General features: G+C 50.3%; 22 protein-coding genes. 15 read left to right on the plus strand and 7 right to left on the minus strand.

Annotated features, from left to right (window positions below; all coding sequences use genetic code 11):
• Positions 1–190: 190 nt before the first annotated feature.
• On the minus strand, positions 191–1996 hold the full coding sequence (locus DDF78_RS06990) for a sugar transferase (RefSeq protein ID WP_237564596.1): 1806 nt from the start codon (positions 1994–1996) through the stop codon (positions 191–193).
• A 467-nt stretch (positions 1997–2463) separates the two neighbouring features.
• Between DDF78_RS06990 and DDF78_RS06995 the strand changes: the two genes are divergently transcribed.
• The 6 genes from DDF78_RS06995 to DDF78_RS07020 all read left to right on the plus strand — a co-directional run bounded on the left by DDF78_RS06995 (position 2464) and on the right by DDF78_RS07020 (position 10282).
• A complete protein-coding gene (locus tag DDF78_RS06995) occupies positions 2464–4293 on the plus strand; it encodes a DUF4012 domain-containing protein (protein ID WP_152581190.1) in 1830 nt (609 codons plus the stop codon).
• A 4-nt stretch (positions 4294–4297) separates the two neighbouring features.
• A complete protein-coding gene (locus DDF78_RS07000; RefSeq protein WP_152581191.1) occupies positions 4298–4906 on the plus strand; it encodes an arsenate reductase/protein-tyrosine-phosphatase family protein in 609 nt (202 codons plus the stop codon).
• 104 nt (positions 4907–5010) lie between these two features.
• Positions 5011–6381: a Coenzyme F420 hydrogenase/dehydrogenase, beta subunit C-terminal domain gene (locus tag DDF78_RS07005; protein ID WP_152581192.1), complete on the plus strand. Its 1371-nt coding sequence runs from the start codon at positions 5011–5013 to the stop codon at positions 6379–6381.
• A gap of 125 nt (positions 6382–6506) precedes the next feature.
• Complete coding sequence (locus tag DDF78_RS07010; RefSeq protein ID WP_152581193.1) at positions 6507–7619, plus strand: polysaccharide pyruvyl transferase family protein; 1113 nt, start codon at positions 6507–6509, stop codon at positions 7617–7619.
• A 441-nt stretch (positions 7620–8060) separates the two neighbouring features.
• Entirely contained in the window at positions 8061–9155 is a 1095-nt protein-coding gene (locus tag DDF78_RS07015; protein ID WP_152581194.1) for an EpsG family protein, read from the plus strand.
• A gap of 143 nt (positions 9156–9298) precedes the next feature.
• Positions 9299–10282: a glycosyltransferase family 2 protein gene (locus DDF78_RS07020; protein ID WP_152581195.1), complete on the plus strand. Its 984-nt coding sequence runs from the start codon at positions 9299–9301 to the stop codon at positions 10280–10282.
• 94 nt (positions 10283–10376) lie between these two features.
• On the opposite strand, the gene DDF78_RS07025 is transcribed toward DDF78_RS07020, so the two are convergent.
• Positions 10377–11387 (minus strand): glycosyltransferase family 2 protein, encoded by a 1011-nt coding sequence (locus DDF78_RS07025; RefSeq protein ID WP_152581196.1) that lies wholly within the window; start codon positions 11385–11387, stop codon positions 10377–10379.
• A gap of 146 nt (positions 11388–11533) precedes the next feature.
• Between DDF78_RS07025 and DDF78_RS07030 the strand changes: the two genes are divergently transcribed.
• From DDF78_RS07030 to DDF78_RS07050, 5 genes are all read left to right on the plus strand, one after another.
• On the plus strand, positions 11534–12364 hold the full coding sequence (locus tag DDF78_RS07030) for a glycosyltransferase family 2 protein (RefSeq protein ID WP_162000763.1): 831 nt from the start codon (positions 11534–11536) through the stop codon (positions 12362–12364).
• A gap of 9 nt (positions 12365–12373) precedes the next feature.
• Positions 12374–13519, plus strand: coding sequence for a glycosyltransferase (locus DDF78_RS07035; protein WP_152581198.1), 1146 nt, complete (start codon positions 12374–12376; stop codon positions 13517–13519).
• Positions 13520–13694: 175 nt separating this feature from the next.
• Complete coding sequence (locus DDF78_RS07040) at positions 13695–14591, plus strand: beta-1,6-N-acetylglucosaminyltransferase (RefSeq protein WP_152581199.1); 897 nt, start codon at positions 13695–13697, stop codon at positions 14589–14591.
• A gap of 49 nt (positions 14592–14640) precedes the next feature.
• Positions 14641–16143 (plus strand): oligosaccharide flippase family protein, encoded by a 1503-nt coding sequence (locus DDF78_RS07045; protein ID WP_162000764.1) that lies wholly within the window; start codon positions 14641–14643, stop codon positions 16141–16143.
• Positions 16144–16315: 172 nt separating this feature from the next.
• Entirely contained in the window at positions 16316–17053 is a 738-nt protein-coding gene (locus DDF78_RS07050) for an acyltransferase family protein (RefSeq protein ID WP_152581201.1), read from the plus strand.
• A gap of 387 nt (positions 17054–17440) precedes the next feature.
• On the opposite strand, the gene DDF78_RS07055 is transcribed toward DDF78_RS07050, so the two are convergent.
• Both DDF78_RS07055 and DDF78_RS07060 read right to left on the minus strand, forming a co-directional pair.
• Positions 17441–19135, minus strand: a complete 1695-nt coding sequence (locus DDF78_RS07055; RefSeq protein WP_162000766.1) for a DUF6119 family protein — start codon at positions 19133–19135, stop codon at positions 17441–17443.
• Positions 19136–19295: 160 nt separating this feature from the next.
• Positions 19296–20054 carry a DUF4238 domain-containing protein gene (locus tag DDF78_RS07060; protein ID WP_162000767.1) on the minus strand — a complete coding sequence of 253 codons (759 nt, stop codon included), beginning with the start codon at positions 20052–20054 and terminating at the stop codon, positions 19296–19298.
• Between the two features lie 165 nt (positions 20055–20219).
• On the opposite strand from DDF78_RS07060, the gene DDF78_RS07065 reads away from it, so the two are divergent.
• The gene (locus tag DDF78_RS07065) at positions 20220–20639 is read left to right on the plus strand and encodes a hypothetical protein (RefSeq protein WP_152581204.1); all 420 of its coding nucleotides are present in this window, start codon (positions 20220–20222) and stop codon (positions 20637–20639) included.
• On the plus strand, positions 20617–21975 hold the full coding sequence (locus tag DDF78_RS07070) for an AbiH family protein (protein ID WP_162000769.1): 1359 nt from the start codon (positions 20617–20619) through the stop codon (positions 21973–21975). The genes DDF78_RS07065 and DDF78_RS07070 overlap by 23 nt, the downstream gene beginning before the upstream one ends.
• Here the strand turns inward: DDF78_RS07070 and DDF78_RS07075 are convergent.
• Together DDF78_RS07075 and DDF78_RS07080 are read right to left on the minus strand one after the other, a co-directional pair.
• The gene (locus DDF78_RS07075) at positions 21964–22224 is read right to left on the minus strand and encodes a hypothetical protein (protein WP_162000770.1); all 261 of its coding nucleotides are present in this window, start codon (positions 22222–22224) and stop codon (positions 21964–21966) included. The two genes, DDF78_RS07070 and DDF78_RS07075, sit on opposite strands and share 12 nt — an antisense overlap.
• A complete protein-coding gene (locus DDF78_RS07080; RefSeq protein ID WP_152581207.1) occupies positions 22221–22853 on the minus strand; it encodes a hypothetical protein in 633 nt (210 codons plus the stop codon). The genes DDF78_RS07075 and DDF78_RS07080 overlap by 4 nt, the downstream gene beginning before the upstream one ends.
• 137 nt (positions 22854–22990) lie before the next feature.
• On the opposite strand from DDF78_RS07080, the gene DDF78_RS07085 reads away from it, so the two are divergent.
• Both DDF78_RS07085 and DDF78_RS07090 read left to right on the plus strand, forming a co-directional pair.
• Positions 22991–23650 carry a hypothetical protein gene (locus tag DDF78_RS07085; protein WP_152581208.1) on the plus strand — a complete coding sequence of 220 codons (660 nt, stop codon included), beginning with the start codon at positions 22991–22993 and terminating at the stop codon, positions 23648–23650.
• 14 nt (positions 23651–23664) lie between these two features.
• Positions 23665–24708, plus strand: coding sequence for an ImmA/IrrE family metallo-endopeptidase (locus DDF78_RS07090; protein ID WP_152581209.1), 1044 nt, complete (start codon positions 23665–23667; stop codon positions 24706–24708).
• Between the two features lie 193 nt (positions 24709–24901).
• Here the strand turns inward: DDF78_RS07090 and DDF78_RS07095 are convergent, their stop codons facing one another.
• A complete protein-coding gene (locus tag DDF78_RS07095; protein ID WP_152581210.1) occupies positions 24902–25768 on the minus strand; it encodes a nucleotidyl transferase AbiEii/AbiGii toxin family protein in 867 nt (288 codons plus the stop codon).
• Positions 25769–25836: the final 68 nt, after the last annotated feature.

Here is a 25836-nt window from a genome sequence, read left to right on the forward strand (position 1 = left end):
TCGCATTGCCTACGTTGGCGTGCGACATGCTGGCATTCGCCGCCTACGTTGCGACGCGCCCGGATTAAGTCGCACAAGTCGAGCGATAGTGATTTCGAATGGCGGAATTCCGCGAGTCAATAATCGTAATAGGCGACTTGTGTATGGGTTCTCGGGCGTGTCACGTTGACGTGCCCGAGAAATCGGCCCTTTAATACGACCCGGTGCCCTTGACCACAGCGCCGACGGTTTTGAACAGTATCGCGAGATCGCCGGTCAGCGACCAGTCCTGAATGTATGACACGTCGAGCTGCTCGGCCTCGCTCTGACTCAAGTTGCTGCGGCCGGAGATCTGCCACGGCCCGGTGATGCCGGGCTTGACGAGCAGTCGCGTGGAGTAGAGGGACTCGTACTGGTCGACCTCGTACTGCTGCTGGGGGCGCGGCCCGACCATGCTCATGTCGCCTTTGAGCACGTTGAAGAACTGCGGGAACTCGTCCAGCGAGGTCTTGCGGATGAATTTGCCGAATTCGGTGATGCGCGGGTCGTTTTTCGCCTTGAACAGCACGCCGTGTTCGGCGCCCATCTGCTCGGCGAGGGCTTCGTCCTGCTTGTCGGCGTTCACCGTCATCGAGCGGAATCTGTACAGGGTGAACGGCCTGCCATACAGCCCGATGCGCTGCTGCTTATAGATGGCCGGGCCGCCGTCCTCCGAGCGGACGCGAATCGCCACGTACGCCATGATTGGCGAAGTCAGGATGATGGCAATCGTGGAGCAGATGATGTCGAAAAGTCGCTTGCAAGCCCTGATGAAGGTCGAGTACTGCGGCAGTCGTGCGGTGAAAACAGGCGTGATCGGATCGTTGCGCAGATGCAGCGAGGCACCATCCATGTCGGCGACGACTGCGCTGAAGGCCAGCTCGATGCCCATGGACTCCACGGCGAGCGAAAGCGTGCGCATCGTCTCCGAATAGCGTTCGATGACATCGGTGACCAGTACGGTCTGCGCCTTGAGATAGTGCGCCGTCTGCGGCAGATGGGAGTTCATCGGCAGTACACGCAGGCCCGCTTCGAACTCGTCGATGGGCTCGAAGGGAACGGAGATGAGATGCTGCGGCCGGTCAGCGGTGCCAGCACTGGCAGTGTTGACCGCTCCAACAGCGTCAGCGTCAACGTCAGCAGAATCAGAATCGAAAGCCGGGGTCGGGGCCGAAACAGCGGCGACCGGGCACACGGCTATCGGGGCGTAGCCCAGTCCGCGGTGCTCGCGCAGCAGGCGGATACGGTCGTGGATGCCTGCAGGCGAGCCGACGACGACGGTGGGGTAGTTGTATTCGCCCTTGACGCGGTTGCGGTGCAGCGCCCTGCGCATCAGCCAGCGTTCGATGATGGTGAACGCGGCGGTCAGTACCGGCACGAAGAAGGTGAGCGAGCGAGGAACGTCCATCTTGAAGAAGTAGCTGAAGGTGGCGAGGATGATGAAGTTGACGAACATCGCCCGCATGATCTTGCCGTAGAGCGCGTAGCCCTCGCCCATAGTGTGGCGTTCGTAGATATGGCTCAGTCCCAGGCTGACAATCCACGTCACGCAGACCAGCATGAGATATTCGACAAGTCCGTCGCCCAGCACGCTGTGCGTGCGCAGATATGTATAGGAGCCGGGGAATGTGACCAGTACGATTGCTGCGGCGATAAGCGTCATCAGCATGTCGAGCACGACGAGCGTGGCGTTGTAGATGTAGCTCCACTTGGGCACGTTGTAGTCGAAGAGACGCCATTTGCGGCCGTCCCTGGCTCTGGCAGGCTTGCCTTGCGGTCCGGCGACGAAGTATGAGCCGTCGAAGAATGTAGGGGGAGCGTCTTTCGGATTCGAGCAGGTGGCAGTTTCCTGTGGCGGTTCGGGAGGAGTCTGCTGCGCCTGCGCCAGGTCTGCCGTAACCTTCGGGGGGCCGGATACCCGCATGCGTGTAGTTTCTTCGGACACTGCCGAATCCACGTATGCATCCCTCAGAGTCATGCGCCTTCTCCTTCGTGTTTCTCAGACTGTTCTAAGATACTACGCGGGGGGTGATGTTTTCAGGTGCTGTGTTGCTTATGCACAGACGCATAGCAAAACCGTTCCCGTTACGCTCATTGTGACATGGTAAAGACAATACTCAAAAAACTTTTCATCTTTTTTTGAAAAGTTTGTTGCGTTATGTTTGTTGCGTGGTGACAGACAACGCTGCATTGCTGCCGCGGCACAGTCTCCGCCGCAGATGTAGGAGCGGGGGGATGCGGTGCAGAAGCAACATATAGCAGGGAGTGTTATGGAAAAGAATGTGTAGAAAACGCAGGAACCGTGGTGAAGCCCAAACGGGCGAGGAATAATAAGACGGATATTGTGCCGTGTGAGCTGCGTGGGCTGCAGGGCTTTGTACAAGCCGCAAGGGCTGCAGGCAACGGATGTAACGGATGCAACGGCAGGAATGGGAGACGGATATTATGGCAACAAGCAGGCATGCCAATAGCGGGCACCGGTCACGGCGGCATCGCGTCTGGCCCTGGGTGACGGGCGTGGTCGTCCTGCTGCTTGCCCTCGTCGCCGTTGCCGGGGTGTTCGGCCTGAAGTTCTATTCGGAGGCAAAGCAGGTCAGGGAGCATTCGCAAAACGCCATGCAGATGATGAGCGGCTTCTCCGATGTCACCAATGCCGACGCCGTGCGGAATCTGAACAGCCAGCTGCCCAGTATCCGCCATGAAACGGGCGAGGCGAAGAGCATCGCCCACGGGCGGTTGTGGAATGTCGCGGCCAAGCTGCCGAAGGTCGGCAATGATGTCACCACAGTGCAGGGCATGACGACATCGCTCGATGGCATCGTCAACGACGCTGTTCCCGGCTTCGTCAACGCCGTCACCGGTCTGCAGTCCTCGCAGCTGTCGACAGGCGATGGACAGCTCAACCTTCAGCCGATTCTGGACGCGCAGAAGAACATCACCAGCGCCAATGCCGCATTGCAGCAGCAGGTGGCCGCTTTCAACGCGCTGCCGACTCCTAGCATCGGTGCGGTCAAGGATTCCTACACCAGCGCGAGGGAAAGTCTGAACAGCGTGGCGAAGAAGACCGACGCGCTTTCCAAAGCGATGAACATCCTCCCTGATTTCCTCGGGTCGTCGCAGCCCCGTACGTATCTCATCATGTCCATGACGACGTCAGAGGCGCGTTCCTCAGGCGGCCTCATCGGCTCGGTGGGCGTGATGACGACCGACAACGGGAAGATATCAATCGGGAACTTCCGCCCGAACACCGAATACATCCCGTATGGCTCCGGAGACCCTACGGCCGACGAGCAGCGCATCTTCAGGCAGTGGGGCCCGCTGTCGATGTCCTTCGACATCCGCGATCTGGCGGTGTACCCGGACACTTCGCGCACCGCCGAGGGCATGCAGGCGATCTGGCAGCGCACTCCGTGGGGCAGCGGCCAGCCGATCGACGGCGTGCTGCTCATCGACCCGGTGTTCCTGCAGGAGCTTATTAGCATCAACGGCAACGTCAAGCTGAGCGACGGCAGGGTGCTCAATGGCCAGAACACGGCCGAGTTCCTGCTCAATACGGTGTACAAGGAGTACCCGGTCTATGAGCAGGATCTGTACTTCCAGGAGGTGGCGACGCAAAGCATCGGCAGCATGTTCTCGAACATGAACGTGAAGAAGCTCTCGCAGACGGCGAATATCATGAGTTCCATGGCGTCCGGGCGGCATTTCTCGATGTATGCGTTCGACCCGGCCGTCGAGAAGACCATCAGCGGCGCAGGCTTCACCGCGCAGACGCCGAACAGCGAGGAGCATCCGTCGGTGGGCGTGTATGTCACCGAGCAGAACCCCTCGAAGATGGACTGGTACATTCATCGCACGTCGACTGTCACCCGCATGTCTTGCAACGCGGACAGCTCGCAGACCTACACGGTGGAGTACAAACTCGAAAACACCCTGAACGCGAAGGATGGGAGCTCGCTTCCCGCGTACGTCAGCGGCGTCGTTCCGACGCAGCAGACCCAGGGCATCGAGAAAGTGCTGATCTATGCACCTGCCGGAGGTAAGATCGCCAACTTGCAGACGCAGGGCAATGTGACCCAGTCGCGCAAGGAGAACCTGAACGGCAAGGCCATCAACGCGAGCCTCGCGCAGATCGGCCCAGGGCAGGCCGCCGTGTATTCCTTCGATGTGACCACGTCGCCGAAGTCCGTCAGCGACCTGACTGTGGACCAGACCCCGATGGGCTGGGCCGACGCCGGCGTCACACTGGAAAACAGCGCCTGCGCGATAGGAAAGTGATCTCATGCACATCATGTTCGTCTGCACCGGCAATATCTGCCGTTCACCGATGGGCGAGCTGCTGCTGACCAGGTATTTGCGAGGCACCAGCATACGGGTGTCGAGCGCCGGGACGAAGGGTCTGGCAATGCACGCGATCGACCCCTCGGCCAGGCGCATCATGGACAGCATCGGCATCGATTCCTCCGGCTTCCGCTCCCGCCGCCTCACCCGTTCGATGGTGCAGGCCGCGGATCTGGTGCTGTGCTTCGAGCAGGAGCAGCGCAAAAGCATCGTCACCCTCGTGCCGACCGCCGTGCGCTACACGTTCCTGCTTGGCGACTTCGCCAACATGTGCGAATACTGCGCCCAGCGCGGCCTCATCAAGGGCACGACCATCCAGGAACGCCTGCAATCCGTCGTCGCCCAGTCATCCATGGTCCGCCCCATGCTCCCCGACTCGCAGGACATCGAAGACCCTCACAAGCAGGAATTCGAGAAGTACCACGCCGCTGCCGACGCCACCAACGCAGGAATCCGCCGCATCCTGACCAGCATGCGCAAGCATTACCAGGTGGAGCACGCGCCGGAGCGGCGGCTGATGGGCAGTGGAAGATCAACTCTTTTAAGTTGAATAAATCAGTAATCTTGATTTGCCTAGGAGCGCTTTTCTCTCCATACTTGATAGGACAATAGGCGAGTGTAGATTCGTAGTTTGCTTTTGGAAAGGAATCATACATGGACAGGGTCTCCCAGGTCATTCAAGGCGGATACTGCATTGGATGTGGTGTATGCCCATTCGTCGACGCGAGTCTTGCCATGCGAATGGACGAAGACGGGAAATATCAGGCTGTTGAACTATCGCAAGAGCATTCCGACATAGCGTCTCGCGTATGTCCCTTTGCCAATGGTGAATATAACGAAGATGTGCTTGGAAAAGAAATTTTTGGTTCGGTAAGTGGAATACAGCACGACGATGTGCTTGGCTTTTATCTTAAAACATACATCGGTCATGCTGTTTCAGGTGGATTCCGGGACAAAGGCAGCTCTGGTGGCTTAGTGAATTGGATGGCATCCAAACTATTGGCTGCTGATAAAGTCGACGCAGTCATTCACGTCAAAGAATCCTCGGACGGTAACGTCATGTATTCCTATCAAGTTTCTAGATCTGTGCAGGAAATACAAAATGGTGCTAAATCGAAGTACTATCCTATAGAACTTTCGGAAGTTCTTGATTATGTTAAAAATCATGATGAGCGATTTGTGGTCATCGGCATCCCCTGCTTCATCAAGGCTCTTCGACTGCTTGAAGAAGAAGATGAGTCTATACGAAACCGTATCAAGTATCATATAGGTCTAGTATGCGGTCATTTGAAATCTTCCTTCTTCGCATTAGCGGAGGCGTGGGAAAGTGGCATCGACCCCGAACATGTCAAAAATGTCGATTTTCGTTACAAATTGCCGGATCGCCCCGCCAACGATTACGCAATAAAAGCCACTGGTATCTCCAATGGGAAGCCTATTGAAGTTGTGAAGCCGACTCGCGAGCTATCTACGACAAACTGGGGATACGGATATTTCAAATATAACGCGTGCGAATATTGCGACGACGTGCTCGCGGAAACCGCAGATGTCACATGCGGCGATGCATGGCTGCCGGGTTACCAAAGCGATGGCAAAGGAACAAATGTCGTAGTTGTACGCAATTCCGACATTCTTGACCTGCTTGAAAAGTTTTCAAGTGAGACCCAGCTTGAGGAGGTGCCGTCAGAATTGGTTGTTCAGTCCCAGAGTTCAGGCGTCAGGCACCGCCGTGAAGGACTTTCATATCGTCTCCATCTCAAGGATGAGGCAGGTGAATGGAGGCCTACGAAACGTGTATCAGCCACGGATAATATTCCGCGGAATCGAAAAAGAGTTTATGAAGGCCGTATCCAACTAATGAATGAAAGTTTCACAGCTTTCCATGGTGCTCAGGAGAGTGGGGAAGGTATGTCCTTTTTTGTCCGGCATATGGGTCCAATTGTTAAGGCATATAAAAAGGCAGATAATCCTTTATGGAGGCGAATCGCTCGGAAGGTCAAACGCATTTTATCAGGAACGCGATAGACAGACCGAACCATCCTGTATTACCGAGCAAGCATACGGCATTAGAAAATATAGTAGTAATTCGAAAAGCAGAATGTGAACGAAGGTGGATGTTCTGCTGTCGTTTAGAGAGGGAGATTCCGTAGGTGTTGGATAATAACTCACGAATCAACATAGCCATTCTAACAATCAACGATAATCTGAATTATGGCAATCGTTTGCAGAATTACGCACTGCAACAGATTCTCAAGGAATATGGGGATGTATCGACGATTCGCATGCTTACCCGTGCCGATAGTCGTTTTTCGTACTGGAAGGCGATTCTGCGCGATTGGAAGCAGCGTGGCAAGGCTACTGCCTTCAGGTTTGGAAACCGGAATCAACGTCTGCTTAGCCAGCCGATGCGTTCAGGAATAGCTTTCACGAGAAAGCTCGTTCCTGACACTTCGGCTCGATTATCGCAGTTCCGGGGTCTGGAGGCCAAGGACGCACTTGATCTGGTGGTGATTGGGTCGGATCAGGTTTGGAATTATCACTGGTTGGACAAGGGTGATTTGAAACTTCGGCTCGGCATGTTTAAACCAAAGCTGCGTAAAATCTCCTACGCGGCGAGCATCGGCGTGGATGATTTGTCCGATTCTGCTGCTCCTATTTTCGAAAAAGGTCTGCCGGGCATCTCTCATATATCCGTGAGGGAGGATAAGGCAAAAGATCTGGTCCAATCAGTGCCGAACCTAGATGCCGAGGTCGTTTTGGATCCGACGCTAATGCTGCTTCCGGAGCAGTGGAGCCGAATCTTTCGCGGCTTTGTGCCGGAGCATGACGGATATGTGCTGACTTACTTTCTAGGCAAGCCGTCGGACGAACAGGAGGCGGTGATGCGGGAATATGCTGAGTTGCGAGGATTGCGCATCAGGCGTATTCGCGATTATTCTGACCCTGAAACATATGTCGCAGGCCCTCAGGATTTTGTCGAGCTGTTCGCTAAGGCCGACTACGTCTTCACCGATTCCTATCATGCCTGCTGCTTCTCGCTTATTTTCGAGAAAGATTTCAAAGTATTCAACCGCTCCGGTTTTGAAGGTGGCAAGAACATGAATTCGCGCATGCAGACATTGATGCGTCTTTTCGATTTGTCGGATACGATGGGAGATAATACAGCCATCGACAGAATCGATCATGATGCGGTACTCGCTAAGTTACAAGAGTACCGTGAGCTATCTCATTCATGGCTGACTCAGGCGATTGCGAATGACTAGACACATGCGGAAGGTTGCGTAGGGCGGGAATCCCACGACTGAATATTCTTTTAGGATGGGGGAATCGAAGTTAATGTTGGTCGGAGCTGACGGTGTTTTGTGCTGTCGGTGGGTTTCGGGGTCAGCGTTATTACGGTGAGGACTGGTACTAGGGAGGCTCCACCATACGAGGCTTTCGCAGTGGATAAAGAGATACTTCTTATGGTATGGAAAGTCAGGTTGAAACACGGATATGACTTATATCAATGGGCTTATCGGCATGAATAGGAAAACGCGTCGACTTAATACAGGTATTCCACCGCACTTCCTGGGTTTAAACTCCGCGAAAGTCAGTATTCCATAATACTCATACATACTTTTAGAAGAAAAACGAAATAATTATAGTATAGTCCTGTGAATAACAAACAATGATTTGGGGCTAATGTGTGAAAAGAAGGAAAGATGTCTGTTATTATTGGTGCCTATGTGGCGGCTATGATGTGTATCCACGCTGCTAAATTCCTTTCAAAAAAATCAAGACAATTGAGTGTATTAATGCTTCTAGTGGCTTGGGTGATCTTATCATGCGTCGTAGGATTCCGATCTTGGGAAGTAGGAATTGACTCAAATCAGTATGCAGCTCAGTTTTCGGTATTTAATATAAAACAATTAACATTACGCGATTACTTGGCACCAGGATACACTCTTCTACAATTCCTTTTGCGTCTCATCGGCTTCAACCAGTATCAGTATCTTTTTCTTGTAATGGCTGCGCTAACATTTTACTTCTTACTTGTAGCCATATGGAGACAAAGCAAGATGCCTTCTCTCACTTTATTTATTCTCTTGTGTTTCGGGAATCCGCTTGAAGCTGCAAATCAGTACAGACAATTTTTGTCCCTGTGTATTATTTTTTTTGCAATGCAATTTCTGGATAAAGATAAGTACCTGGAGTTTTATCTGTTGATATTTGTGGCGTCATCTTTCCATATATCGGCTCTTATCTGTTTACTTATTCCATTTTTTTCAAAAAAGAAGCATAATAGCCTTTCTGTAATTACTAAAATAATGCTTTCTCTTCCATTCTTTTATTTAGCCATACCAATTTTTAAATTTGTAATGAATAGAATTCCTTATGTTCAAAACTATGTTGGATCACAATTTGACACAGCTACTTCTATGGATAACGTTTTTGCTTTTCTTTTTCGATTGCTCATTCTAGTATGGGTCTTGAACTATCAAAGAAATAAAGAAAATGTGAGTAGTCCTTCTTTGGGAGCACTTGAGTACGGTATTGTTGTTCAGTCTCTTGCGGTATCGCTGCCTGTTCTGTCAAGATTGCCTTTCTACGGTGTTCAATTTGCGTCACTGCTTATTCCCGACTGTTTGTATGAAAGAGACAAGCGAAAATCTGATTCAACTTATGCTTCTCTATTTTTCTTGATTGTATTATTTTTGATATATTTTATAATTCTTTATTTTCAAAAAGATTATCAGCTAATTGACTATAGCTTTTATTGGCAGGCACCAAGTGATCCTACAGCAATATTATTTTGACAAAAATAAAAACTAATTCAATGGTTCTGAGATATCGAGATTTTGCCGACGTTCGGTTGGCCTGATAATATGGGCGATATAAACACAATTGTATATCCCCAAAACTATCGCATTGTTTGGTGAATCTAGAACAAGGAACTCCTATGAATGACCCCAAAAAACTGTCAGTGATAGTGCCGGTTTTCAATACTAAGCCAGAGTACCTCGAACAATGCTTCTCCGGGTTTCTTAACAATTTCGATAGCAGAATAGAGTTGATTGTCGTTGACGATGGGTCACATGAGGATACCAGATCTCAACTCAGATCAATTCAACAACGCTGCGTAAACTCAATGACGCTGATTCTCCAAGAGAATAGTGGCCAAAATGCCGCTAGAAAGCGCGGAATCGAAGCGGCATCAGGCGAATACATAGGGTTTCTTGACAGTGATGATTACATACAATGGGATGATTTCCTGCGGGTACTCGATGCGTGCGACGGGGGAAAAGACCTCATTGGATTTAATTGCAAAGTCGTAAATGATTCCGGAATCGTTGCCGATGGCTACGGTTACAGCGATAGCGCTGGCGCCGAGGAGGATATTCGTCGTCCAATGATGGCTCACTGTGCTGAATTGTGGATGCAAGTTATAAGGCGTCCGCTGCTTTCGGAAGATTTCTTCTGTGAGGACATTTCTATCGGCGAGGATTTAGCTGCTGTTTTTCTGGTTTTGTCTCAGTCGCAGTCATGCGAAGTATTGGATTGTGCTCCCTATCGTTACCGTCAGCACCAGGGAAGCGTGATGCATAACACGAAGCCTGAGGCGCGGTTAGATATAGTGAAGTCCTTTGAATTTATGATATCTGCGCTGGGGCCGAAGCTGCATAGCTATCACGATGAACTGGAATGGCAAGCCATACATCATATTCTCTATGCTGAGGTGTGGTATCTGCTATGCGGGGGTTTGCATAATATGGATTATGTCTGCAGACTTACGTCCTGGGTGGACTTGACTTTTCCCAATTGGAAGAATAACCCGTATTATCTCCGAGAGCCTCGGGATATAACATCTTCGCTTATTGTCCGCAGACGATTCCGATTATTTGCCATGCTTCATAAACTCAAGAGCATACTGAGACGAAAATAAAAGATGCTGATGAATGCAGACTCAGCGATACAAGTTTGAAGGTTACATTAACTTGAAATGACTCGCGCGCGGCTGCGATCGTAAGTATTCATTGTTAACGAGAACTGATTGCTAGCTGGACCTTTTTGGCGAGAGCAATGGTTTTGGCGATGCTTTTGACGGGCATCCGGCGTAACAGAGACAGCGTGATACGCTGCTTTCGGTTGAATATTTCCAGCGTCGATGCGCTTGGCCTGTTTTTCTTCAAATAACTGATGGATTTGTCTCTCACCTCAAGTACCGACTGTTGTGTGGAAGTCAACGTGAACATCGCAACCCGATAGAACGCCTTGTATCGTTGAGCTTCGCAAAGGCCGTGGAGTTTGGGCAAAACTTTTTCGATGGTATTGCTGCGTTCGATGAATGCTTCACGATACGATTCGGCTGTTCTCGCAGTGATGTTATGAAGAATCGACTGCGCTCTTTGCCTGTAGCCATACAGGCGTTCGTCCAGGAACGTGACCTTGCCTGAATGCATGAAAAACTTGTATGTTGTGAGCACATCCTCGAACAATCGGTTCAATGGGAACCGAATCCCTGAATTCTGCCACATTTCGATTGAAAAAAGCATTCGCCATGCGAAGTTCTGGATTCGATCTTCTAACAAATAGGTGAGTGCCTCATTGCCGCTGACACATACATTCCGGGGAAAGGTGTCAGCTTCGGCATCAGTGCCTAGTTTTTTCCCTTCCTCGTCAATCAGCACATACGTGAACACGACGCAGTCAGTTTCCGCACCTGACTGTAATACCGCTTTCATGCAGGAACTTAACGTGTTTGGAGCGATGATATCGTCGGAGTCGACAAATAAGGCATAGTCTCCCGTGGCATGGTCCATGCCGTAGTTTCGAGCGCTGGAAAGTCCGCCATTACTCTTGTGCAGAGCGATGATACTCGGGTTGTTCTGCGCATAGTCGTCGCAAATTTTTCCTGAGGCATCTGTCGACCCGTCGTCTACAAGAATAATCTCCGTGTTGGCATAATCCTGGGTAAGCAGACTATCTATGCATGCATTTATGTAGTCTTCCACGTTGTACACAGGGACAACCACCGACACTGTATGCATTTCGGGCACTCTCTTCTCGGTTATCGGGACGGTACAATAGTAATACGAATGGACTCTACAGGCATTTACGACAAAAAGTAAATCCTGACGAGACTCCAAGATTTACGTTTGGAACTGAAGAGAAGGGTAGTGATGTGCGAAAGCCGATGGATGAGGCTACGATCGCGTTTGTCATACTGACATGGAATTCCGCCCAATACGTGCGAAAGTGCCTGGATTCAGTCACTGCTCTGCACTTCGGGAAAGTACGAGTTTACGTTGTAGACAATGGCTCGAACGATGAAACGATTCGCATTACAGAGCCGTATACATCCGGCAGCATGGATGTTTCGCTTATACGCCTGAGCACGAACTTTGGAACGACAAAATCCCGAAACATGGCGCTGAGAAAGATTTCGACAGATGTGGATTACATTTGCGTTCTTGACTCGGACACTGAGGTGAATAACGAAGCCTTCGAAAACCTTGTCCAAAAACTTGTCGATGATCGCGAAGAGTCAATCGGGCTTATTGGCCCGACTATGAGGGACCGAAAAGGTGTTCGCCAGCTCAGTGGCCGAAATCTGCCTACGATGGGAATTAAGATACGTAAGGCTATGCCGGTTTCATCGTTGAAGCGGCGTGGTGCCGCAATGGAGGTGCCAGATGCCCAGGTAATTGATGGATTGCAAGATGTTGGCTATCTTCTTTCCGCTTGCTGGCTTATGCCGTCATCTACGCTTTCAAAGGTGGGGCTATTAGATGAGCGTATTTTCTATGCGCCGGAGGATGTCGATTACTGTGTAAGAGTGCATCAGGCAGGATTGCGAGTGGCGTACTGTGCAGACGCAGCAATCATTCACGACTATCAGAGAATCTCTCAGAAAAAAATATTCAGCATCATGAATATGAAGCACTTTCTTGGGCTGGCGTATTATTTCAAAAAGTATCGTTATCTCTTCAACGCTGATGCAGCTGTTGCCAAACGAGAAAAATAGGGTCTTGCTATGAGTATGACAAAGGTGCTTTTTTACACTGAGGCATGGGGAATCGGCGGAATCGAAAGCTTCGTCATGAATACCGTAGAGACCTTGAATCGGGACGAGTTCTCCTTTGATATTTTTTCCACGCATGATTGGAGCGATGTCCATGACGAAAGAATCTCTCAATTGCATGGACATCGATATGTTGTATTTAAAGGCAATAAGCCCGGCTTCATTAAACGTTTGCTGGACAGCAGCAAGGCATGGGATACGTTGCTGAGTCAGCGACGATATGATGTAGTCCACATCAACGCTATGAATGGACTCGGTTTTGTCTACTCGGCGATAGCGAAAAGGCATAAGGTCCCTGTGCGCATCGTGCATTCCCATAATTCGCGCTTCGGTTCCGGTTCGAAAACAGTGAAAACAATCGCTCATATTATAGGCAAAACAGTGTTTGGCGGTTCTGCCACATCTTGTCTTGCGTGTTCGCAGGATGCAGGCACCTACCTCTTCGGCAGAAAAAAATTCACAACTATTCATAATGGAATCGACACCGAGAAATACGTGTTCGATGAGGGTAAACGTATCGAGATGCGGCAGCGATTCGGACTCTCGCAGGACGCTCTTGTTTTTGGGGCGGTGGGGAGACTTTCTGAGGCAAAGAATCCGTTGTTCCAAGTGGATGTCCTCTGCGATCTCTGCGGCAAAAAAATGCCTGCCTATCTTTTGCTCGTTGGAGACGGTCCTTTGAACGAGAAAATAAAGGCATATGCGGAGGAACAAGGGGTTACGGACCGGTTGATTATGCCGGGCGCTGCAACGCCTGAGTCTGCGATGCAGGTTCAGGATTATCTAAGCATGCTTGACGTCTTCTCCATGCCGAGCGCATTCGAGGGATTTCCCATAGCGGCGATAGAGGCCTATGCAAATGGGTTGGACTTGGCGTTGTCAGAAGCTGTACCTGTGATTGGTGATACAGAAGACGCGGAAATGCACCTGCCGATTGACGATGCATCGCAATGGGCCGATGCAATTCAGCAGATTCAGGTCCAGATGAAGGCTAAGAATCGGCTTGGGAATCGACCTGAAAAGGCGCGCAAAGCGCGAAGCCTTGGATACGACAGAAAGCAGGTCACGAGAACTTTGGAGGAACTGTATCAAGGCTAAAATCATCTTGTCGTTTCTTCTGCGCTTCTGCTCACTATGTCGCAGCAGTCAACATACTAATGCATGAGATATTTCTGTATCTTGGAAATCTAGCCAACCAAGTTACGTGCAGCGTGAGGTGTACGATAAACCTGTTTCTACAAAGAGAGACCGAGCGCTGTGAAAGAGGAATAATATGAGCCGCCACGCGTTCCTTATCATGGCCCATAAGAACTTCGAGCAGGTTTCGCTGCTTCTTCAGTTGTTGGATGACGCACGGTTTGATATCTACCTGCATGTAGACAACAAGGTAAAAGATGTCCCTTGGGAGAGCATGCAAAAATCGGTGACCGAATCCGATTTAACTTTCCTGCATGATGTAGATGTGGCCTGGGGGGATTCCAGCCAGATTCGATGCGAGCAAGTGCTTATTAATGCCGCCATGCAGTCGGGCAGGCAATATAGTTACCTTCATCTTCCATCCGGACAGGACTTGCCGCTAAGGACCAACGATGAGATTTGCCGTTTCTTCGAGCAGCATGTCGGAAGACAGTTTGTGTCCATCGGACACACCGATATCGATGATTCTCTGACTTTTGAAGATCTTTCAAAATATCATACTTATCGTATGTTCGGAAAGAAAGGGCAGCAGCAGCCGTGGAGAAAGATGGGGGACCTGCTCTCGCATGCTCAGATGCTGCTCGGAGTCAATAGGGATAAGTCATGCGCACTCAAGCATGGGAAGGGCGCGAACTGGTTCAGCATAACAGGCGATTTCGCGCAGTATGTTCTGGATCATTGGTCGATTACCGAGAGTCATTTTATGAGTCGCACACTGTGCTGCGATGAACTTTTCTTGCAGACGATTCTGCTGAACTCGCCTTTTTCCGCAGATCGGTATATTAACGAGTTCGATTCTGACCCGCACCAGACAATGCGATTGATTGATTGGAACCGTGGCGCTCCGTATATCTATCGACTCTCCGATTTCGAAGAGCTGATGGATTCGGGCTGCCTGTTCGCAAGGAAATTCGACACGGCTGTGGACGCGCCGATTGTGGAAAAGATAGCGTCGACCATCGCAGCTAAGTGATTGTCATTTTCCTGCAATGCTGTAATGCTGCAAATAAGGAGATATACCGTTGAGCCAGAGAAAATCAGGAGCGGTTTTAGGCTATATCAACATAGGCCTGAAAAACCTTGTCAACCTGCTATACACTCCGCTCCTCCTCCACTACCTTGGGCAGGGAAACTACGGAGTTTTCCAAATGACGAACTCGGTCGTGTTCTCCCTCACCATTCTCAGTATGGGATTTGATGGAGCATACGTTCGTTTCTATTCGCGGCTCAGGGCGAAATCGGATGATCGCGGAGTCAGACGATTAAATGGTATTTATTTCACGTTGTATGGTTCTATTGCGGTTCTTGCTTTGGTGATTGGTGGTTTGTTTGTTGCCAATACGCAACGGATTTTCTCTGGCGGGTTGACGGCTGACGAGATTGCATTGTGCAAGTCGTTGATGGTAATAATGATCATCAATGTGGCCATCACTTTTTTGTCATCTCCTTTCGACGCTTTCATCATGGCTCATGAGCGCTTCGTGTTTCAGCAATCACGGCAGATTTTCCTGAATATTTGTACGCCTTTCCTCGCTATCGCGTTGCTGTCTATCGGCATGGGGGCCGTTGGGGTGGCTATCGCGCAGTTGTCGGTAAGTGCCGTATTGCTTATGTTGAATGTGAGATTTGCATATTTTAAGCTGGGCATGCGTTTTCTTTTTAAAGAGTTTGACTTCGGTCTACTTCGTGCAGTTGGTGTATTCAGCTTTTGGATATTCCTGAACCAGATTACCGATCTGGTGAACAATCAGATTCCTAATTTTCTGCTTGGGGCTTTGGCTGGGGCTTCCACGGTGGCGGTGTTCGCCATCGCATCGCAGATGCGGAACCTGTTTTTCTCGATGTCCACGATTCTGTCGAGTTTGTTTGTTCCCCTGATTAACCGGATAGTGGCCGGGGGCGGAAGCGAACAACAGCTGACAAAGTTGATGACTAAAGTCGGCAGATATCAGATGATTATTTTCTGGTACATCTTCGGTGGGTATATTATTCTCGGTCGGTATTTCATTCATCTGTGGGCGGGCGGGCAGAATGCCGATGCTTTCTGGTTGTCAATTGTGATGATAGCCCCGGTGATGGTGCCGTTGGTGCAAAATACGGGGATCGAGATCCAGCGGGCGCAAAATCAGCACAAGACAAGAAGCATCGTTTACGTCATTACAGCTGTCCTCAACATCGTGTTCTCGCTGGTTCTTATTCCGCGCTGGGGCTATTGGGCGCCGACGATCGGCTATCTGCTAAGCATGGTGATTGGCCCGGGCTTGTTTATGAACTGGTTCTATCAGGCGCGCATCGGGCTGGACATGTTCTATTTCTGGCGTAGACAGATGCCCATCATCCTCATGTCGGTGACACTGACCGCACTGTTCTGCGTTGCTGTGTTCTTCTTCCCTGTCACGAATCTTGTCGCTTTTGTCGCATGGGGCCTTGCTTATTCGGTTCTTTTTGCTGGGCTTGCCTGGAAATTTGTCATGAACGGGGAGGAGAAGAGGACAGTGCTGCGGAGGATCGGGAAAGGGGAGTGACCTCAGGGTTCCGGGAGCACTGGGCATGAGTGGGGTGCGGGGCGGCCGCGGCATTTGCGGGGGTGAGGGATTATATAGGTGAGATTTATATGAGACACCCACAACCTTCCAGTTCCTTGCGTGTAAGGCGCGCACGCTGCTGGTTCCATACTATGTGTTCTCCCTGTACTTCTTGGCAAAGCCGCTGGCATTGCTGCTGGCCCCGGGTCTGGCGCGGGTCTTCAAGACTGGTCATGACTATTCGATGGGCCGCGATTTCTATGATGTGCTCGTCAACGGCAATGGGCTGTGGTTCCTGTGGGCCTATTTCGTCGGTGAGCTCGTCACGTACGGGATCGTCAGGCTGGTGCGCAGCCGCTCCTATGATGCGGGGATTGGCTTGCTGCTCATCGCCTGCTATCTGGCGGTAGTTCATGTGCTGCCCGGCTTGCAGCTGCCGTTCCGGATGCTGCAGGGGGTGAAGGCCGCCGGGTTCATGCTGCTTGGTCTGGCTGCCAGGAATCTGCTGCTCCCGCTGCGGCGGGGCACGTCCACGGCGCTTCTTTTCGCTGGCGCTGTTGCCGTATACGTGGCCTGTGCGCTTGTTGCTGTGCCCAAGCAGCCCGGCATCGGTTCGCCGTCCGAGTGGTTCGCCGTGCTGGGCATGTTCGCCGGCGTAGCTGGCTGCGTGTTCCTGTCCGTGCTGATCGGCCGTTCGCGTGTGCTGGAATGCGTCGGCAGGCACAGCATCGTGTTCTACGCCCTGAACGCGCTGATGTTGAATGCCGCCAAGCTCGCGGTCTTCCGGGTCCTACACGTCAATGGCGCGGCGCTGCCTGCGGCTGGCCAGTGGGCTGTCGGCGTGATTGTCGCGGTTCTCGCCATGCTCTTCATGGCTGTGGCCGATCTGCTCGTGCAGCGCTGGATGTAGTGGTCAATCGGCGCGGCGAGGCCGGCGGGGAAGCGGGGGCGCGGGACGCATGTGCGGGGGATGTAGGTGTCAGTTGCCTGTATGTGCTCCCGATGGCGTTACGGCAAGGCGTACCTTGCCTCTGATTTCACCTCCATATCCCCGTGCAAAACAGTGAGCCGGTCGGACGCGCCGATTACGCTATTCTTCCGACATGCCGTGCTCCACAGCCGTCGTGCTGCTTGGCAGCCCCTGCTCGTAAAGTGCGAACCAATCTTTGTCTTGATTTTGCATACCCTAAGAGGAGCCTCCTTCCACCGCACGCCCATCGCATGACGGAAGAAAATTTAGCCCATCCGGTGCCGAAACACAATAAGAACTAGTGGTCAATACTATCTAATCTGCCTACTACTTATTTTCAATCCACTGTATGCTGGTTTCTAGACCCATACGTTGTAGTTGTTTTTTTACAGCGGAAAACGCTACTTTACTGAAGAAGGGGAGATCGTGATTTGTAGAGTTACTATGAGGAGCCACAATTCCAAATACAACCTCATGCACCTGGTTGTTCTTAAGAAGGAAATGTTCAACTTGTGATTTATATTCTGCTCCGATTTCGCTAATTATATCATTTACTTTGTTGGTGAAGGCATCGGCATCTTTCTCCAGTGAAGCGGAGACCAGCCCTTGATTGAATAAGTGGCTCATTACTGCCGAACCAGAGTATCGTTTTACATGAATTCTCTGTCCGTCATCTGATAGTAAATCGCAGAATTCTTCGCGGCTACGGCCACCGCCATATGAGACAAGGTGCCTGTCCATCAACATGTAATGTTCGAGAGTCGAATGATTTAATTGTCGTTCTAATTCATAATTGTAACGCTCCTCGCATTTAATCTCATATTTCTCCCTATCGGTTTTAGGCACCTGGAATGGCTGATTGTATTCATCATTTAAATATGGTATAAAAGAAATATCTGAATGTTTGGTTTGTCTATAATCTTCATTGATTCTTTTTTCGTAGTCTTTTTGAATTTCGTACCATGCTCCATCACTGACACAATAATTTCTGTGCCCCAATTCGATTTCTCCTACAAGGCATTTGTCTGCAGACCATGATTGATGTGTATCTTCCGAATCTTTTACTAATATTTTTTTACTGCTTAGTTGATCATATGTTTGAAGTGGTTTTCGGAACGATGCTATAACTTCTGGTAAAAGAATGTCATCATGCAAGGGAAGCTCACCACCATTCGATTTTGGCTCTCCAGCAATCTGGAAGCCTAATACTGACTCCCAATTCAATATGTCTGGAATGGCCATCCATAATGTGGAAGCTGGCCTTTCGCCGGAAGATGGGTTTATTTGGTGTATGGCTTCATCCCATAGGCGTCTTTTTAGATCGGGATCCTTTACTGGTGAGATGTTGTCTACCCACTCAAAATTTTCTTTATATTTGTTACTGCGATAGCGCTGATATAGTTGAGGCAAGAAATTTTCAATGATATTTATATCTATATTTTTTGTAAGGGAAATTGAATCTCCTCCCGTGATGGTTCCGTCTAATAAGTCGTTCTCTTGGCCTTTTGCCGTGACGTTGTTCAAAAGATTGCGTTCTACATCAAGAGCAAATTCTGCAATTGTAGCCGACCGAGGTAATTGTTCGCTAGAACGTTTAGCATTGCCAGAAACATCAGTAAACCCAATTTTACGTAAGGCATCGTCCGCAACAGAATTCAACACACATTTCAAACCAAATCGTTGTTCTATAGCCGAGGGGTTGAGGAGAGCTCTACCATATCCGAAAGCTAGGGCGAAGAGACGGGTTACAACAGAATCCTGAGTATGCATAGAAATAGGTATAATTAAGATTGACCCTATGCTCGAAACCATAATATTCGGTATATCTTGCGAAGAATCGAAGAATTTAGTTACCCAATCAGGCCTATGTTGAGGATTTGCCCGGATGTACAGCTTATAATTATTATGTATCGTTAACTTCTGTATGGTCCGAGCGCTTGAGCTGTTGTGTTGCTCGATAATTTTGTCATTTGGGAAACCTTCTTTTATCAAAAAGATATTAAGCTTATTCTTTCCTGCCACTGAATCCTCCTCATAATGTTGTATTGCTAAGTATATAGATTTTTTAAATATTAAATCGACTAAAACGTCTGAATTTAGAAAACAACCTATACAGAGGCTCGTTCCTGTCGCATGCTTTGTTCGGTATTTGCCAATGCTGGATATTGTATGCACTGGTGAACTAGGAGACTTCCAGATCTAATGAGATGCCCTTCTCCTTCAGTGAGATCCACCGCAGTGGCCCCGGATTATGATTCTTGGCAATGAGGGAAATCTTCTTCTCGTCAAACATTCCACGCTGGGCGATCAGCCAGCGTCTGGACTTCAGCACTGTCACCAGGTTGATATCTACTGAGCGGCTTAGTTTTCTGCCAATCACAAGTATTTTCGTTGGTGAGAGCGGGAAAGTGATTGTGGTGACTGCAGTGGAATTCGCCTCGCGCCATAGTGTTAAAGCCCCGTCTCCTGTCAAGGCATTAGTGCAGTCCCAAATGCTCCACGGCCACGTTTCGATTCCGAGCTGATCAAATTCGACGGTTTCATTCATATAGCTTGCTAATACCATTCGGTCACCAAGAGAAAGCTCGGCTTCTTGAAGGCTGCGGTCCTGCATGAGAAGGACCGCAGGAGTCTGGGTTTTCGCCTGATCGGCATAGAGACCGCGTTCGCGATACATATCCAGAAATGCAATAGCAGCTCTAATCTCACCCTGAGTAAGTGTATCGGTCCTCCTTAATTTCCTTAGAGCAGATATACCGGCACTCTCGACCTTTGCGAATTGACCTTCTAAATCCGTGCTCAGAATTTCGGTCCTATATGCGTAACTGACAACGGTGGCATTTATAATTGCCGTTGTCGTAGAGCGGCCTTTCGCGAGATCGGCTACATCTACCATGCCCTTCCCGTCGGCCCATCCGTCGAGATAGCTGCGAGGAATCATATGCGCTCGTTTCGTCACCATCGTAGGCCCTTCTGTCTGTTTGGTACTGCAAGATTACCGCCTCGTTGCCTAGACTTGTCAACCGCCCGACGTTCCTCGTGTATTTTGATCGTGTGTGGGTTGCTGGTTCCTCACATACTTTGATCGCGAAACTACGATCATGGTATGGGAGATCTGATTGCAATGACCGCGCGTCGAGGAGCTGCGAACCGATTGCGTGCCGCCTACCTGCGTGCCAGCAAGAAGGACAAAGACCGCATCCTCGACCAGGTGGCGTCCGTCACCGGCCTGGCCAGGGTCTCGGTCAGGCGGTTGCTAGCCGGCCCAAGACTGCCCGCGCCGCGCGAGCAAATCGGCGGGCGCACCGTGAGGAAACGCCATTGCACAGACGATGCGTGCAGGCTGCTGACCCACGTCTGGAGCCTGATGGGCCTGCCCAACAGCAAGTACTTCGCCGTCATGCGCCACGAATGGATACGGCTGCTGCAGGCCGGAGACGACCTGCAGCAGCCGTCCGCGAGCAGGGAGAGTACCCCCGTGGGAGATGTCGTATCATCTAGTCATGGACAATACTCTCCCAATTGATTCAGCTGATTACATGCAAGGCAGCCCAAGGCCTAACCTTCCGCAAATAGGCAGCGGCATAAATGGTTTAGCGAATCGTCTGAGCGCTGAGACTTTGCCCTCTTTTTTCTTCAAAAACGATACATCTCAATTGATTATCTTAGGAAACGGTCTTGATCTTGCGTGCGGTTTGAAGAGTAGGTATTCGGATTTTTTCAATTGGTATTTCCATGATTTCATGGACGAAGGCATAGGGAATTCTCCAAGCACACAAGGACAACAAGTACTTCGTAAAATCCAAGAGTCATGTGGCGGCTTGGGAAGCATAAATAATGGGCAGCATACCCGATTGACTTTTGACAATATCGAGAAAGTTCACAGCGTCTGGGATTATGTGTTCGCCTACGAGTGTACCAGGAATCAGCCGAACGAGTGGAAAGATGTTGAGGCCGTAATACGCAAGTGGGTGTCGAATAGCTATCTTCAACAAATTGTCGGTAGCCTCCGGAATGGGCGAGTGCCAAATGTCGGCTACGATAACTCGGGAGAGCTAGGAGTCTGTCTAGCCATGGTAGCGTACATGTTCTCTAAAGAATATGACGTAAACGCGCAGATTGAAGATTCCCAGATTAATGAAATCATGTTAAAAGAGCTTAGTATGTTCGAGGATTCCTTTGCGAGCTATCTAGAGAGCGCCGTGTCGCCAGAATATAAGACGAGAGCATGCTGTCTGTTTGATGATTTGGCCGGCCAAGATTTAGAACATATCTCCAAGGTAGGCGATTCACCGGAGCATCTGAGCAATTCTGTTTTATCGTTTAACTACACGCAGCCATTCCCTCTGAATCAAGAGCATGTCAATGTTGCCCACAAAATTCACACGTACCGGAACATTCATGGATCTTTGGAAGGTGGGAGAATCATCTTCGGCATAGACAGTCTCGCGGATGATGGGAATAACCTCTTGGAGAACAAGGCGGTATTGCCCTTCACCAAGACTTACCGGATAATGCACAATGCCGAGCCATCCATCCAAGGCCTTTTCGACACTGGGCATATCTCTCGCAGGAATGGAGATTGCTTAGATGCGATAAAGATATTCGGTCATTCATTGGGAAAGGCGGATTATTCGTACTTTCAGGCTATCTTTGATCAGGAAAATCTTTACTCAGGCGACGTAGTTCTGGTTTTCTATTATCGGCCATATGATGGCTTTAGAGTGGAACAGTACTATCAGGCGGTCGTCAATCTGCTGAGTCGATACGCTGACACTCTCGACAATCCGGCGCACGGCAAAAATCTGATACATAAGCTTATTCTCGAAGACCGTCTGAGTGTGCGTGAGCTAGAGGGCTGAATTCTGATGGAATCTGGCCGCCGCGGTTCGTCGTTGAATTGTGGGCGTGAGCTGGTCGTTCTTCCTGTAGGGCTGGTTCCTGGTCTGTTCGATGTCTTTGTGCAGCAGGTAGTCGTTCAGCTCGTCGTTGACGGACTTGCTGCTGTTGCCCGAGTCGAAGCAGGCGGCCGGGAAGGAGAACAGGGCGATGGCCGTGTCGGCCGCGCTCCTGATGTTGCACTTGGCGTTGTTGCGGGTGGCCGCGTTCACGGTCCAGTTGGTCGCATAGTCGACCATGGTCCGGGTGCGCGCGAACTCGCCGGCCGCGCTGGGTCCGCAGTGGGCCACGGTGTCGGCCTCGGCCAGCCCGGGCAGGCGCTCGATCTGGTCGGCGACCTTCCCTTGGGCGAGGCCTCGAGTCTGAGCGTTTTGAGCCGGTGATCGATGGTCGAGGAACTCATCGCCCCGACCGCGTCGATCTGCATGCGCGTGGCGCCGGTCAGCTCGTCGCTGGCCTCCAGCGCGGAGATCCATTGACCTATCATCGCCTTCATATACAGCCCGCATAGCATGCCCATGAGCATCCGCAGACGTTCCAGGAGCCGCCCGCTTCCCTGCGAGTGCTTGCTTTTTCGTCCCGATCCTGGTTTGCGTGGGCGTCCCGGTCGGCCTTTGCCCATCGGGGCCGCGGGCTTACTGAGCAGGCGGCGGACCGTGGAGCGGCCCATACCGATCCCGGCCAGACGATCCAGGATCAGCTTCTTCTCCTTCTTCGTGGCCTTGCCGTATTCGTCCTTGAAACGGTTCGTCAGCCTGCGCTTGTGCGGCCATGTCGATTCTGCCTTCCATAAGGCAAGCATCCCCGTCCCATAAAGCGGCGGATCGTGCTTCACGTTCACGCTCACTTTTCAATGACGAACAAGAACAACTCCAAATCACACGTTTAAAGACGCAAGAAGCGTCGGAATTGCACATTTCCTTACCTCATTTGTGGTATAGTAATGTGCAACGTTTAAATTTTAAGATAGGAAGATGGATGACGCAGGTGTATCAATATGACGATTGGTCTGAACCGGGCGGCCTCTCGCGGGCGGATCAGGAGCTTGCTCAGTTCAATTTGACAACTGAGATTCTTCACCTGGGTGTGGCGCGTGGCTTGAGGAATGCTCGGAATCGGACTGCTGCAGCTTTGCCGTCGGCCAAAGGCAGTGATATCTATCAGGATTCTATGGAAGACCTCACTGCGCTGTTGAAACCGAAAGGATGGAGATTGCTTCAGTTTCATATGCAGCCTCGGTTGGTTCATCCTAATGGCGTTATGTCCTTCACGGTCAGTGCGGCAAAGGGACTTTCTTCGCGCTCTGGAGATGGACCTATCACGAATGCTAAAGGACGCTCGACGAGAATGAGTTTGAGTAGTAAACCATATGCTCAGGATGCTTTGTTCGAAGCGGAGGAAAACGAATCAGATCCAGTCTTCGACGAAATTCCTTTTTTCTTCCTGCTGCATGAATACACTCCGGCTGGTTTGTATCTTGAACTTTCCAGCCCGGCTGCGATGGATGACAAAACTGGTGTAGTTACAGAATGGAGTCAGCGTATCCCAATTCCGTTCCTTAGCGCAACGGGGGATTTGTCCCCATTCGCCACGGATGGGCCTGATGATGACTTCGATGTCCCTGTTGAACCCCTATAAAACCTTTGATTTGAATGAACAATTTTGTAATTACCCCCTCGAGATTAATAATTGCGCGTCAGCGGCTTGGCATGACTCTTGTCGATTTAGCTGCTGCTAGCGGGATTTCAAGACGATCTTTATCGTACTATGAGAAGGGGGGTGCCAGCATCTCTAGAGACTCGCTACAAAGACTGTCAGTTACGCTCGATGTCCCTGAAAGTTTTTTCTATCGTGGAGATATCGAAGTCATACCAGTCGAGGCGGTGAGCTTCCGGAAACTGAGCAAAGCCAGTGCGCGCCAGAGGAACATGGTTTTGGCTGAAGCCACACTTGGCGTCGAATTCTATGAACTGCTGTCACAAAACTTTCTTCTGCCGTCGTCTAATATACCTACGTTCGATAAAGTGGATCCAGAACTGGCAGCAGACATGGTTCGAAAGCGTTGGGGTTTGAGCGATCGCCCAATTTCAAATATGATGCATCTGATTGAATCGAAGGGTGTCCGAGTTTTATCTCTCAATCCTAGCGCTAAAGATATTGATGCTTTTTGTTTAACACGAGATGATACTTCATATATGTTTATGAACACTTCAAAGACAGGGGAGAGACAACGATTCGATATTGCTCATGAATTGGGGCATTTGGTGTTACATGGCGGGTCAGATATGTCCCCAGCTGATTCACGCGAAAGAGAACAGCAAGCCAACAAATTCGCTTCTGAATTCCTTATGCCGAGAAGTAGGATTTTGGCTCAGCAATTGGATAATCCGACACTGGAAAGAATATTCGCGGCGAAACGGTACTGGAAAGTGTCTGCACTGGCAATGACGCACCGGTTGCATGCAATCGGATTGCTTACAGATGCGCGATACCGGGCATGCTGCATTGAACTGGCAGACAAAGGATTTAGGTTTGACGAGCCAGATGGAATAGTACATGAAAGCTCTTCGCTTCTGAAGCAGACAATATATGGTAGGGGGAAACGTGTCAGTTTTGCTGATGCGGGACAAGCTCTCTCTCTACACATGCATGAGGTGAAAACTTATGCCGCTGGCCTCGTTCCTATGTTGGCATGAAGGTTGTCGCATATTCCTCTAGCTTCAATATAGATAGTCAGTTTAATCTCTTCGCAATTATTTCGTTGGCACATCAATCAAGTCGAATTAAGCGACCACAAAGGTGAGCCCGTTAACGCTAAGCGTTCGACGAAACATCCCACCGACATCGAACGTGACTCCAAATCGCATGCTTCGCAGCATAGGTACCTGCCTATGCTCCCAGAATCGGATTCAGAAAATCCTTCATCAGCTCTTTTGCCGCATCGATATGTTTATATTCGCTGCAAGTTGGCACGTCATGAGCCAGTTTTGCATACCTAACTCCCCATGATGCTGGCACGGGAAAGACGGTGGGCAATGTGAGGCTGCGCCGTGATTTCTCGGCGACTAGAGCTTTTCGGAGTTTTGCCGCATCGATGTCATATGTGGTTACCATGATGACAAGGTCAACAAGGTCTTTCTCGCGACTTGATGGTTTGCCGTTGTACAGCGCGATGGTTGCGCATACCTTGTCGGCGATTTGGTCTGCGACCGGATATAGCCGATACGGATAGCTTTTTAGTTTCGGGAGATTCAAGGCATTCGCAGGTGCTGCAATCTCCACATCATCGGTTGTCGTTGTCGCAGTGACTAGGTCGACGTGAAAGCTTCGTTTCTTCTGCACGCCGATATAGACATCGAAGTTGATCTGGTACCCATTCGTGTAATCGTTGTTGGTGCCAATGAGTGTTTTGCTGTAGCCCGTGAACTGGAATCGGAAGAAGTCACCTAGGTCTATGGACGCCAGTCGACGAAGCTCTGTCAGCGCCTTGTCGAGCGATTGATCGTGGTTATATAGATCGATATCCATCGTCGCTCGTGCGGAGGGAATTCGCGCCAGCATGCCTGTGCCGCCTTTCAGCACCCAAGCATGGTTGCCTTCCTGAGAGAAGATGCGACTAAGGAAGCGGTGAAAGTGTTCCAATCGGATGCGCTCGTCTACAGAAATAGAAGCATCCGCGCGAAAGGCTTGATTCGCTGCGGCTTTGATGGCTTGCTCCACCGCCGCAGGACTTGCGTATGAGGTCTCATGATCCATGGGTTGCCTTGCTGTTTTGCTTCTGCTGTTATCACATCAATGTGTATTCGCATTATTGTATACGAGGG

Origin of the sequence: Bifidobacterium tibiigranuli, assembly GCF_009371885.1 — a bacterium.
GTDB lineage: Bacteria > Actinomycetota > Actinomycetes > Actinomycetales > Bifidobacteriaceae > Bifidobacterium > Bifidobacterium tibiigranuli.

Coding starts and splice junctions, on each gene's coding strand:
- DDF78_RS06990 (WP_237564596.1), bottom strand. CDS start 1,996: ATGACTCTGAGGGATGCATACGTGGATTCGGCAGTGTCCGAAGAAACT.
- DDF78_RS06995 (WP_152581190.1), top strand. CDS start 2,464: ATGGCAACAAGCAGGCATGCCAATAGCGGGCACCGGTCACGGCGGCAT.
- DDF78_RS07000 (WP_152581191.1), top strand. CDS start 4,298: ATGCACATCATGTTCGTCTGCACCGGCAATATCTGCCGTTCACCGATG.
- DDF78_RS07005 (WP_152581192.1), top strand. CDS start 5,011: ATGGACAGGGTCTCCCAGGTCATTCAAGGCGGATACTGCATTGGATGT.
- DDF78_RS07015 (WP_152581194.1), top strand. CDS start 8,061: ATGTCTGTTATTATTGGTGCCTATGTGGCGGCTATGATGTGTATCCAC.
- DDF78_RS07020 (WP_152581195.1), top strand. CDS start 9,299: ATGAATGACCCCAAAAAACTGTCAGTGATAGTGCCGGTTTTCAATACT.
- DDF78_RS07025 (WP_152581196.1), bottom strand. CDS start 11,387: ATGCATACAGTGTCGGTGGTTGTCCCTGTGTACAACGTGGAAGACTAC.
- DDF78_RS07030 (WP_162000763.1), top strand. CDS start 11,534: ATGGATGAGGCTACGATCGCGTTTGTCATACTGACATGGAATTCCGCC.
- DDF78_RS07035 (WP_152581198.1), top strand. CDS start 12,374: ATGAGTATGACAAAGGTGCTTTTTTACACTGAGGCATGGGGAATCGGC.
- DDF78_RS07040 (WP_152581199.1), top strand. CDS start 13,695: ATGAGCCGCCACGCGTTCCTTATCATGGCCCATAAGAACTTCGAGCAG.
- DDF78_RS07060 (WP_162000767.1), bottom strand. CDS start 20,054: ATGATTCCTCGCAGCTATCTCGACGGATGGGCCGACGGGAAGGGCATG.
- DDF78_RS07065 (WP_152581204.1), top strand. CDS start 20,220: ATGGGAGATCTGATTGCAATGACCGCGCGTCGAGGAGCTGCGAACCGA.
- DDF78_RS07070 (WP_162000769.1), top strand. CDS start 20,617: ATGGACAATACTCTCCCAATTGATTCAGCTGATTACATGCAAGGCAGC.
- DDF78_RS07085 (WP_152581208.1), top strand. CDS start 22,991: ATGACGCAGGTGTATCAATATGACGATTGGTCTGAACCGGGCGGCCTC.
- DDF78_RS07090 (WP_152581209.1), top strand. CDS start 23,665: ATGAACAATTTTGTAATTACCCCCTCGAGATTAATAATTGCGCGTCAG.
- DDF78_RS07095 (WP_152581210.1), bottom strand. CDS start 25,768: ATGGATCATGAGACCTCATACGCAAGTCCTGCGGCGGTGGAGCAAGCC.